8 protein-coding genes are annotated in these 9272 nt (G+C 63.2%); 3 read left to right on the plus strand and 5 right to left on the minus strand.

The features are described 5' to 3' along the window. Positions 1–13: 13 nt before the first annotated feature. The gene (locus tag ACILSL_RS22785) at positions 14–475 is read left to right on the plus strand and encodes a hypothetical protein (protein WP_395734371.1); all 462 of its coding nucleotides are present in this window, start codon (positions 14–16) and stop codon (positions 473–475) included. Between the two features lie 289 nt (positions 476–764). Here ACILSL_RS22785 and ACILSL_RS22790 read toward each other — a convergent pair whose 3' ends face one another. Then, the gene (locus ACILSL_RS22790) at positions 765–1664 is read right to left on the minus strand and encodes a HEAT repeat domain-containing protein (RefSeq protein WP_395734372.1); all 900 of its coding nucleotides are present in this window, start codon (positions 1662–1664) and stop codon (positions 765–767) included. Positions 1665–2153: 489 nt separating this feature from the next. On the opposite strand from ACILSL_RS22790, the gene ACILSL_RS22795 reads away from it, so the two are divergent. Beyond that, on the plus strand, positions 2154–2732 hold the full coding sequence (locus tag ACILSL_RS22795) for a hypothetical protein (RefSeq protein ID WP_395734373.1): 579 nt from the start codon (positions 2154–2156) through the stop codon (positions 2730–2732). 112 nt (positions 2733–2844) lie between these two features. On the opposite strand, the gene ACILSL_RS22800 is transcribed toward ACILSL_RS22795, so the two are convergent. From ACILSL_RS22800 to ACILSL_RS22815, 4 genes are all read right to left on the minus strand, one after another. Continuing rightward, positions 2845–3882 (minus strand): lipid A deacylase LpxR family protein, encoded by a 1038-nt coding sequence (locus ACILSL_RS22800; RefSeq protein WP_395734374.1) that lies wholly within the window; start codon positions 3880–3882, stop codon positions 2845–2847. Between the two features lie 219 nt (positions 3883–4101). Continuing rightward, positions 4102–4245, minus strand: a complete 144-nt coding sequence (locus ACILSL_RS22805) for an entericidin A/B family lipoprotein (protein WP_395734375.1) — start codon at positions 4243–4245, stop codon at positions 4102–4104. A gap of 95 nt (positions 4246–4340) precedes the next feature. Beyond that, positions 4341–4646 carry a hypothetical protein gene (locus ACILSL_RS22810; RefSeq protein WP_395734376.1) on the minus strand — a complete coding sequence of 102 codons (306 nt, stop codon included), beginning with the start codon at positions 4644–4646 and terminating at the stop codon, positions 4341–4343. Positions 4647–4736: 90 nt separating this feature from the next. Continuing rightward, positions 4737–5384 (minus strand): hypothetical protein, encoded by a 648-nt coding sequence (locus ACILSL_RS22815; protein WP_395734377.1) that lies wholly within the window; start codon positions 5382–5384, stop codon positions 4737–4739. 355 nt (positions 5385–5739) lie between these two features. Here ACILSL_RS22815 and ACILSL_RS22820 point away from each other — a divergent pair, with 355 nt between their 5' ends. Continuing rightward, positions 5740–8829 carry a tetratricopeptide repeat protein gene (locus ACILSL_RS22820; RefSeq protein ID WP_395734378.1) on the plus strand — a complete coding sequence of 1030 codons (3090 nt, stop codon included), beginning with the start codon at positions 5740–5742 and terminating at the stop codon, positions 8827–8829. Positions 8830–9272: the final 443 nt, after the last annotated feature.

The following is a 9272-nucleotide window of genomic DNA, read 5'->3' on the forward strand; positions in this document are numbered from 1 at the left end:
CCATGGCGGTTCCATGTGCGCGCTAATCCGCGCCTGCCATCTTCTGGTGCTGACGGCTCTTTTGTGCTGCACTGGATGCAGCATCTTCAAGCCGAAGAACGGCGGCGAACTGCCGTCTGAAACCGCGCTTTCAGACCTGGGCAAAGCTCCGCTGGAGCCAGGCACCCTCAAAATGAGCGTGGGCGCCTTCTTCAAGCATCTGGAGGAAAAGCGTTTTTCCAGCAAGGGCGTGATGCTCAGGATGATCGTCCCTCCCTCCGCCGCCGAAAACCTGGCGGACGTGATGAAAAGACCCTGCGCTGAAATGGCCCTATCCCCCTCCAGCCTGGCCACTGAAGGCGCGCTCTTTGACGAGCTTCTCATGAGCCTTTCGGGCCAGCATCCGCAGTATGACAGCCTGACAGTCTTTGTGCGGTGCTTTGACCCCACTCATTATCCCAGCTACCGCATAGGTCATTCCGAGAAAGAGAAATGAAGCGATGCTGATTCACCCCGCCTTCCATTCCGCACACAGCACCTGATTCGCCCACCAGATGATGCCATAACAGGTTCAGGATGAAAAAAACAACACCCTCAACGGCTTCATTTTTGAGAGATATTTTCAAAAATGCGGACAGCGCCTGCACAGCCCCTTCCCGTTTCATCATCCCCTCACCTCTTCGCCTTCCCACGCACCAGCACGCTCTGCACCTCATCACGCGCCTTCGCCGAGGTGGCTTGCGAATCTCTGACGGCATCCGCCTTCAACAGCTCATCCATCTTCTTCAGCAGCTCCTTTGCGGCCCCATGTCCTGCACAAAGCCGGACACCGCCGAGCGGGTGTATTCTGAATGGACGAAGAATGCCGGGTCTTTGAGCTGGCGCACGATCTGGGCGATGAATTCGGGCGATGACGCCACATCCGCCGCCGTCATAAAGTAGAAGATATCATCCAGGCTGATGGAGCTCAGGCTCTCTAAAAAGTCGCGCTCCTCCGGCAGCGGCTTGTAGGCCTTGAGCAGGTGCAGCAGCGCCTGGCGGCAGGCGGCATCCTCCCGGCCCATGCCCCGCAGGTCTTGGACGGCGCTGCAGACCACGCGGAGGCTGGGATCCTGCAGCAGCGGGACGAGGGCGCTGCTCATCTCCGGCGTGGCCATTGTGAGGGCGCGGCCCAGCGCCTTCACCGCATCCTCGCGCACGGAGGAGCTGGGATCATGAAGCTGGGCCAGCAGCTCCTTCACCCGTTCCGGGGCGATCTTCTCCGGCGCCTGCTTTAGGGGCTCCGTGTCTTGAGGCTTGTAGGGACCAGCCCCCTTCCCTGTGGAAGAGTCGCCGCCGGATGCGGGCCTGTCCTTCAGCTGCTCCAGCACCTGCTCCCCTCGTTTTTTGAGTTGTTCATCCGCGCTGTGCAGCAGCGGCTCCAGGTCCTTCTCCGTGAGAAAGGTGCGCGCCCAGCCTTCGGAGATGATGTGCAGCACCGCATGCCAGCGGACCTCCGGCGAGGCATCTGCCAGCGCGGCGCGCAGCCCGCGCTCCTGCCACGGCAGCGGCCCGGGGCTCTCCCCTCCAGGCGAGGGAAAGAACTCTTGCGCCGCCGCAGGCCCCTGCGTGAGGCAGAGCATGAACGCCACGCCGCACATCGCCCGAAGTACCCTACCAGAAAGTACCATTGGGAGAAAAGACATGCCGGGGATTTCACCACCCGCGTGCCGCGTGAGCAAGGCATTTGTGACCTGCCCGCACGCGGTCCGCGCTGCCGCCGTCGCCCACCCTTTCGCAACAGATTGGAAATGAACCGCCCCCGCAAATCCAGCCAGCCTTCAGGCGCGGCTCTTTTTCTCCAAGGCGGCGCGCAGGAACCGCGAAATCGTGGGAGCGCGCCGTCGCCGCACGCTTCCCCTTTCCTGGATTCATCCCCCAGGCACCCCGCAGGAGAGGGATCATCCTGATCCCTCCACGCCACTACCACCATTAAACGGCTCAATGATTCGTTGTTTAAACCCGGGTCAGAAAAGATCTTTATTGAGCGAGAAATTGAGGCTCTCAGGAGTTGCATTCACTCCGACCCATTTGAGTTGCAGTGACCGCATCATTCATTTAAAATTTATGAAGTCATCCTCAGGATCCAGCATAGGGTTGCTCCGTATTTCATCAACCTTCCGCATTGATTGACTATGAAACGCAGTGTTCTGATTTTTTCTCCTCTGACGGTTGTTGTGGCATCAGTCTTGATCTTGTTGCGATCTTCAGCAACCGAGCCCACTCCCCCCTCTGCTGTTTCAGTTTCCAGCGGTTCTTCGTCCCTTCCTCAGCAGCTTGAGAAAAGCAGCCAAATACAACCGAGCCCAAGTGCGGAGGATGCTGGCGGGAAATCGTTGGAGGAGAAGTACCGCGCGGTGGCTGACATTTTGAATGGCGAGTCTTTAAAGAAGTCCATGGCGGCCTTGTACAAGGAATGGGGGATGGATGACAAGGCTTTGCAAAAGACTCTGGATGTTTTTCACAACATGGACATGCAAAATCTGCGTGAAACCGGAAGACGAAACCAGGAAACCTCATTGGAGGCCAGAGACCGCACAGCTCCGGCCAAAATGCAGGCCAGCAAGGAGCAACACGAGATGAACTGCGCCTTGATCATTGCGAGGATGAACCGAGAGCTTCGGGCAATTCTCGGCAGTGAGCTGCGAGTGCGGCAAGTGACTGCGCTCAAACTTGACGTGATGCTCAAAGAGAGCGATGCGGCATCCCGCTAGACTCAATTCCAATGCCGTCAGGCGGTGCTTGCGGATCGCAGGTTATAGCAGGCTTGTGGCCACGCAGTTTCCTGCGGCCTGAATCGCAAAAAGCCCCTCTTTTCGCGCGCCCTTAAAACGTCCAGTTCAGCGACACGGAGCCAAAGACCTGCGGGGCGATCTGCGCGCTGAACTCCCTGGTGCGGTACACCAGTGCGTAGGCCATCTTGGTGTTGCGCCAGTTGATCACGAAGCCCGTGCTCAGATCCGCCACGAACACATTGTGCCCCACCGATGGGCTGTCGCCAAAGGTGTTGCCGTCCAGAAAGATGTTGTGCGCCACGGCGCGGCCGTCCGCACGCGCAAAGACGTGAAAGCCCAGCGGAAACCAGGAGCGCTCCGCACCCAGCGCGCCATCCACCGGGGTGGCGGCGGCGGAGCTGGGGCCGATGGAGGGCGTGCCGTAGTCGTCCGGCAGATTGAAGCCCAGGCGGAATTCACCGCCCACATTGGCGTAGTCCTTCACATTCCCCGCCGTCGCGCCGGCATGCGGCATCAGCTCCCACTCCAGACCGCTGCGCTTCACGATGTGCGGCCAGCGCCACGTGCGCTCATACGCCAGGGTGATGCCCAGCTCATTGTGCAGCTGGTGGTCCCAGCCGTTCGGGTGGTCAAAGCCGCGCAGGTCATGCACGGAGCGCTGCGCCTCCTGCGCATAGGACCAGGAGCCCACCACGCCGATGTCCATCACCAGGATGTTGCGCACGCGGTCCGTCTTCCACACCACACCGTTGGACACATACAGCCAGCCCGCATAGGGGCGGTCGTTCAGCGCCGGGGTGAAGGTCTCCGTGTTGTCAGGCGTGTAAATGTCCTGCCCGATGGAGTGGATCACGTTTTTCTGGTAGTTTGTGTCATGGATGCCGGGCAGCAGCTCAAACAGCGGCAGCATCAGGCGCGCATGCGGCGTGCCGCTGAGGCGGGAGAGGTCCGGCGAGGTCCAGCTCATCTTCACCCCGCTGGTGTAGTAGCGGTCCGTGCCGGCGAAGAGATCGTTTTCGAGGTAGATGCCCATGGTGCCGCCCGTGGGCGGCGCCTCGGCCCGGGCGGAGGCAGGCGCCAGCACCGCCAGCAGAAGAGTGGCGGAGAGCGCGGAAAAAAAGTGTTTCATGGGAGAATGCAGAGGGATGTGTTTTTTGTAGACGGTGCGGCGCGGTCTTTCTTCAATGGAAAGCGCATGGAAAGCGCCAGACACCCGTCCCTTCGGATCAGGGACTCATGCGAGGAACGCGGTACTGTCCCTCACGCGGCCGCTTTGCCAAGAACAAAGCGTTGCTGAAAAGCCTTGGCGGATTCCCAACAACGCTCCGAAAAGCTGGCGCGCTCCAGATTAGCGGGCGGCGTGCTCGATGTGGCCGCCCACATGCTCCACGTCCTGGCCAAAGCCACGAACGGTGCGGCAGCTGCTGGCCACGAGGGTCAGGGCTGCGGATGCGAAGACGAGAAGGGCGATGCGTGTGATGGATGTTTTCATAGGGGTGGTGTGTGTGTGTTGTTGTTGGGTTCGGGAGAGGGGGGAGTTTTGAATAAAGCAGGCCCGCACGGTGGGCGCGCCACGGGGTGGGCGGCTTACTTCTGCACGGCATCCACTCGGGCCTTGGCGGCGGCGGCTTCGGCGTCAGCCTTCTTCTTTTCCGCATCGAGCTGAGCCTGCTCCACCGCCTTGCTGGCGTCGATGTTGGCCTTGGTGATCTTGGTGTCGATGTCCACCTGCGTCTTGGCTTCCTTGGCATCCGCAGCCACGGCATCCTTCTGGCGGTCCAGCGCCGTCTGGGTGGCGTCGTTCTGCGCGTCGATGGCCTGCTTCTGCTTGTTGCAGCTCACGGTCAGAAAAGTCGCGGAAGAGAAGAGGAGGAGGAAGAGGAAGGGTTTCATAGGATTCATTGGGTTGCTCATTGATCGTCAGTCGGAGGACTGATGCATGGGTCCACCTTCCCGCGGGCACCCTGCTCCCACCATGGGGTATTACCCTACCCCACATCGGGCAGGCTCGGGGCAACCAGCAGCGCACGACACAGCGGCCCCGTCCTCACCTGTCACCACCCAGACACCGCCGGTTTTTTTGAGGACATAGGTGTGAGACGCGGCGCGCTCCGGACTCCGCCACCACCCGCCGGTCACCTTCGCCTCCGTGGCATTCACAAAGAGGATGTCACTCACGATGAGCACCGCACAGCCGCCCTCCCCGGACGCCCGGTCCTTCACGCCGTTCCGGCTGGCGTCGCATTCAGAAGCACGCGCCACCTTGCGGCCGGCAGCCCGCAGTTCATCCAACAGAGCATCGGGAATGAAAACATCCTCCATCACCGGCGCGCGCGGTGGATCCGGGATCTTGGAGCCGTTGGAAAAATGCAGAGGCTCCGCAGGGCGGGTGAACTGCGCCCGAAGAAAGCAGCCCTGCTTTCCCCCAGGCTTCGTCTGGTGCAGGAAGATGGCACGCCGGATGGCCCATTCCTCCGCCTTTTGGTTTGGCACAGTCACGCCGCGCTCCAGGACCCGGCACCAGACCACGTCGGATTTCTTCACCTCCCCCGCCGCCTTTTGCGGCCTCCTGGCGCGACCACACGAAACCAGCCCACAACAGATCAATCCGGCCAGCAGGCATGCTTTCATGCCAGTTCGCTCCCCACTGGCACCCAGCCACAGCCACCAGCCACCGCGTGGGGAAAAGAAACAGGGGCCGCCAAAGATGTCATGCAACGAAGCTGTGACAAAGCACCGGCCAGCTCAAGATGGAATGTGTGACTATTGAGACACACAGCGCAGCAACGGTGGAAACAACAGCCGCAGCGTGGCCAGTTCACGCTGCATTTCCCGCACCCATCCGCACCGTTTGGGGTGCCACAGGCCGCGGCGGCCTTGCATCCCGCGGCTTCCCCCGCCCCCCGGCGCCACTCCCAAAAACTCCTTCAAACAAAATCTAGGGTGACACCCGTCTTTTCCGCGCTTTTCTCACAGCTTCGGACCTATGACGACCACCGAAGCCCTGCGCATTCTCGATCTCACCGCACCCATCACCCGGGCGCAGCTCACCACCGCCTACCAGGAGGCCCTGCTCGTCTGGTGCGTCGGCCGGTTTGAAGGCCAGCCCGAGCTCATCGCCAAGGCCAACACCAAGAACGCCGAAGTCAAAGCCGCCTACGCCACACTGCAGGCCGTGCCGGAGGGGGCCTTCCCGTATCAGGCGGAGTCAGCCGGGCGCGGCAACCGGCACTCCCGGCACTCGCCCTCCTCCCTGCCCCTGCCCGCGCCCAAGCGGCTCCCGGGCCACCAGCAGCAGCAGACGCCCGCCTTCTCACAGCCACCGCCAGCCCCGCCGCAGCCCTGGGAGGCCGCCTCCGCAGCAGCAGCCCAGCCACGCGCCTCCCGCCCGCGCCCTGCCTCCCAGCCACCGGAGCCCCAGCAGCCATCTCCAAAGCCCCGCAGCAGGCTCACCCGCATCGTCGTCGGACTCTCCGCAGGCGCCGCCGCGCTTTTGCTCGCCTTCTTCCTCCAGGTCCCCTCCCAGCCCCCCGCAGCCGCCGCCGCCACCACCACCCCGCAGAGCCCCCCTGCCCCGCCTGCCACCACCCCAGCCGTCACCGTCACAGACACCACCCCGCTGCCCGAGCTCCGCGCCCTCGCCGAGCAGGGAAACGTGCCCGCGCAGCGACTCCTCGGCAAGCGCCTGCTCAATGGCGAAGGCGTGACGAAGGACGCCGCAGAGGCCGTCAAGTGGCTGCGCCTCGCCGCAGACCATGGCGATGGCCGTGCGCAGCACCTCCTCGGCAGCGCCTACTTCGAGGGCAATGGCGTGCCCAAAGACGAGATCGCCGCGCTCACCTGGGTCCGCAAAGCCGCCGCGCAGGGGGACTCCGGCGCGCAGTTTGATCTCGGCGAGTTCTACCTCCGGGGCGTCGGCGTCGTGAAAGACTTCACCGAAGGCGTGCGCTGGATGCGCCTGGCCGCAGACCAGGGCCTCGCCGAAGCCCAGTACGAGATGGGCCGCTGCTACTTCGAAGGCGAAGGCGTGGAGAAAAGCTCCGCCGAAGCCGTGCAGTGGTTCCGCAAAGCCGCCGTGCAGGGCGAGCCCCTCGCCCAGTACTGCCTCGGCAAACATCTCAGCCTTGGCGATGGCATCCCCCAGAACGAACTCGAAGCCTCCAAGTGGTTCCTCAAAGCCGCCGAGCAAAACAATGCGCTCGCGCAGCATGAGCTCGGCCTCGCCTTTCAGCACGGCACCGGCATCCGCCAGGACGATGCCCAGGCCGCGCTCTGGTTTCGCAAAGCCGCCGTGCAGGGCCTTGCCGAGGCCCAGACCCGCCTCGGCCAGGCCAGCATGCGCGGCCGCGGCGTGCCCCAGGATTACGAGCAGGCCGTGGACTGGTTTCGCAAAGCCATCGCCCAGGGCAGTGCCGAGGCTCACGACCTCCTCGGCCAATGCTACGGCAGCGGTCTGGGCGTGGCGCTGGACCTCGCCGAGGCGGTGCGCTGGTTTCGCAAAGCCGCCGATCAGGGCGATGCGGGCGGGCAGAATGATCTCGCCCTCTACATCGCCCATGGCCTCGGCACCCCGCAGGACCTCGCCGAGGCCGCACGCTGGTACCGCAAAGCCGCAGATCAGGGCCACCGCGGCGCCCAACACAGCCTCGGCGACTGCTACTACAGAGGCAAAGGCCTCCCCCAGGACACCGCCGAAGCCGCACGCTGGTATCGCAAAGCCGCAGATCAGGGAAGCATGTTCTCGCAGTACTCCCTCGGCCTCTGCTACGCAGACGGCACAGGCCTCCCCATGGACGTGGCCGAGGCCATCACCTGGCTGCGCAAAGCCGCCGTGCAGGGCCATTCCGAGTCCCAGGTCGCTCTCGGCATCCTCCTCTATGAAGGCAGCGACCGTGCGCCCGACTACGGCCCTGAGGCCGTGTCCTGGTTCCGCAAGGCCGCAGAGCAAAACCATGCCGGCGCGCAGAACCGCCTCGGCATCTGCTACGCCACCGGCACCGGCGTCCCCAAGGATGAATCCGAGGCCCTGCGCTGGATCGGCAAAGCCCTGGAGAAAGGCGACCGGGGGGCGCAGCTCAGCATGGGCCTGTGCTACCACTACGGCATCGGCTTCCCCAAAGAAGACGCCGAAGCCGCGCGCTGGATCCGCAAAGCCGCCGACCAGGGCGATGTCGAATCCCAGGCCGCCATGGGGCTCATCTACAAGCATGGAAGCGGCCAGCCCCAAAACAACACCTTCGCGCTGCAGTGGTTTCAGCAAGCCGCCGCCCGGGGCCATGACGAGGCTCAGTACCAGCTCGGCCTCGTCTACCAGCAGGGCCTCTGGCTGCCCATGGACAAAGTGGAAGCCTGGGCCTGGTTCACCCTCGCCGCCATCCAGTGGCACGCGGAGGCCAAGGCCCGCCTGCAAAAGCTGGAGCGTGAGCTGGACAGCGCCCAGCTCTACCTCGCCCGCCAGAGAGTGGCAGATCTGCAGAAGACCACACCGCCCATGGTCCCCACATCGCTCCGGCCCGCCAGCAGGTACCAGGTCGCAGCCGCATCTCCCCCATCCACACCCGCAGCGCCGCCCGCCACCACCCCGCCTGCGGCACCACCCACACCACCGCCCGCACCACCTGAGCCAGACCTGGAGCACCTCTCCACCGACACGCGCCTCACCTCCGGCACCGTGCTCAAAGACACCCTCGCAGGCCTTGGCGGCCGGGGCACGCTGGTCATCAATAACGAGCGCCCCGCCGACGCCTTGATCAAAGTGATTCTCAGCAAGCAGCTCGTCGCCTCCTTCTATGTGCGCGGCGCGCAGAAGTTCAAATTCGACCACGTGCCGGACGGCTCCTATGAGATTCTGTACTGCACCGGCTACGGCTGGCAGGGCTCCATCTCCGACTTCACCCGTGGCCGCCAGGCCGTGCGCTTCGACTCCGAACTCAAGTTTGCCATCGTCACTCAGACGGAGGGCGGCACCACCACACGCCTCGCCGACATCATGACCCTCACCCTCAAAAAAGATCACAGCGGCATGGGCAACGCCCCCACCACCGAGATCCCCCTCGAAGAATTCGACCGCTACTGAGCCCGCCATACCCAAGCTCCTCTTCGTCTTCCTCTTCCTCTTCCTCTTCCTCTTCCTCTTCCTCTTCCTCTTCCTCTTCCTCTTCCTCTTCGTCCTCCTACTCGTCCTCCTACTCGAACTCGGCTTGCCCTTCGTAGCTCGTAGAGCGAAGAATGGGTCCTCGATCCTTACACTCCGCTTTCACGATAGACCTTCACCATCCCCCAAGCGCCTCTTCCTCTCTCCATCAGCCCCGCCATACCCAAACACCCGCCGTGAAGCCCCCCCCCCATTACCACGAAGCAGTTCATCACGTGGTCAGTGCTCATCACCCTGGCGTTCGTCTTCCTGATCATCACTCACGGCAGACCTGCTTTTCTATTCATCTTCCCGCTGCTCATCGCCACTTTCGTGGTCATGCCCTCGGATGATTCTAAGCGACCTCTGACACTCAGGCAGGCGCT

The sequence above is a fragment of the Prosthecobacter sp. genome, from assembly GCF_044222345.1.
In the GTDB taxonomy this organism is placed as follows: Bacteria; Verrucomicrobiota; Verrucomicrobiia; order Verrucomicrobiales; family Verrucomicrobiaceae; genus Prosthecobacter.

Excerpts from the sequence above, each read along its gene's own strand:
- ACILSL_RS22785 (WP_395734371.1), top strand. The coding sequence starts at position 14 with ATGTGCGCGCTAATCCGCGCCTGCCATCTTCTGGTGCTGACGGCTCTT.
- ACILSL_RS22805 (WP_395734375.1), bottom strand. The coding sequence starts at position 4,245 with ATGAAAACATCCATCACACGCATCGCCCTTCTCGTCTTCGCATCCGCA.
- ACILSL_RS22815 (WP_395734377.1), bottom strand. The coding sequence starts at position 5,384 with ATGAAAGCATGCCTGCTGGCCGGATTGATCTGTTGTGGGCTGGTTTCG.
- ACILSL_RS22795 (WP_395734373.1), top strand. The coding sequence starts at position 2,154 with ATGAAACGCAGTGTTCTGATTTTTTCTCCTCTGACGGTTGTTGTGGCA.
- ACILSL_RS22820 (WP_395734378.1), top strand. The coding sequence starts at position 5,740 with ATGACGACCACCGAAGCCCTGCGCATTCTCGATCTCACCGCACCCATC.
- ACILSL_RS22810 (WP_395734376.1), bottom strand. The coding sequence starts at position 4,646 with ATGAAACCCTTCCTCTTCCTCCTCCTCTTCTCTTCCGCGACTTTTCTG.
- ACILSL_RS22800 (WP_395734374.1), bottom strand. The coding sequence starts at position 3,882 with ATGAAACACTTTTTTTCCGCGCTCTCCGCCACTCTTCTGCTGGCGGTG.
- ACILSL_RS22790 (WP_395734372.1), bottom strand. The coding sequence starts at position 1,664 with ATGTCTTTTCTCCCAATGGTACTTTCTGGTAGGGTACTTCGGGCGATG.